This window comes from Ensifer sp. ENS10 (assembly GCF_014852025.1).
In the GTDB taxonomy this organism is placed as follows: domain Bacteria; phylum Pseudomonadota; class Alphaproteobacteria; order Rhizobiales; family Rhizobiaceae; genus Ensifer.
Genome location: NZ_JACVAS010000075.1, coordinates 1 through 255, shown reverse-complemented (window position 1 = coordinate 255; position 255 = coordinate 1). Strand labels below are relative to the sequence as shown.

The window sequence follows — 255 nt, the reverse complement described above, 5'->3', positions numbered from 1 at the left end:
GCAGCGCCGTCTCGCGGTCGAGGCAGTTGGCGCGCGGATAGAGCTGCAGGCCGCCGATGGTCTTGCCGGTCACCATCCACGACAGCGAGACCCAGGGATTGTAGGAGGCGACGCGGGTGGCATCGGTACCGGCGGAAACGTTGACGCCCTTCTCCAGCATGCGCCTGATCGGCGGCGTCGCTTCCGCCACCCCGTGGCCGTAGCGCTCGACGAAATATTCGCCCTGATACGCCATGCGGTGCTGGGTGGCGATGC

1 protein-coding gene is annotated in these 255 nt (G+C 67.5%); it reads right to left on the bottom strand.

The genetic code is table 11. The features are described 5' to 3' along the window. A partial coding sequence (locus tag IB265_RS37985) for an amidohydrolase family protein (RefSeq protein ID WP_192496242.1) occupies positions 1-255 on the bottom strand: 255 nt, incomplete at both ends.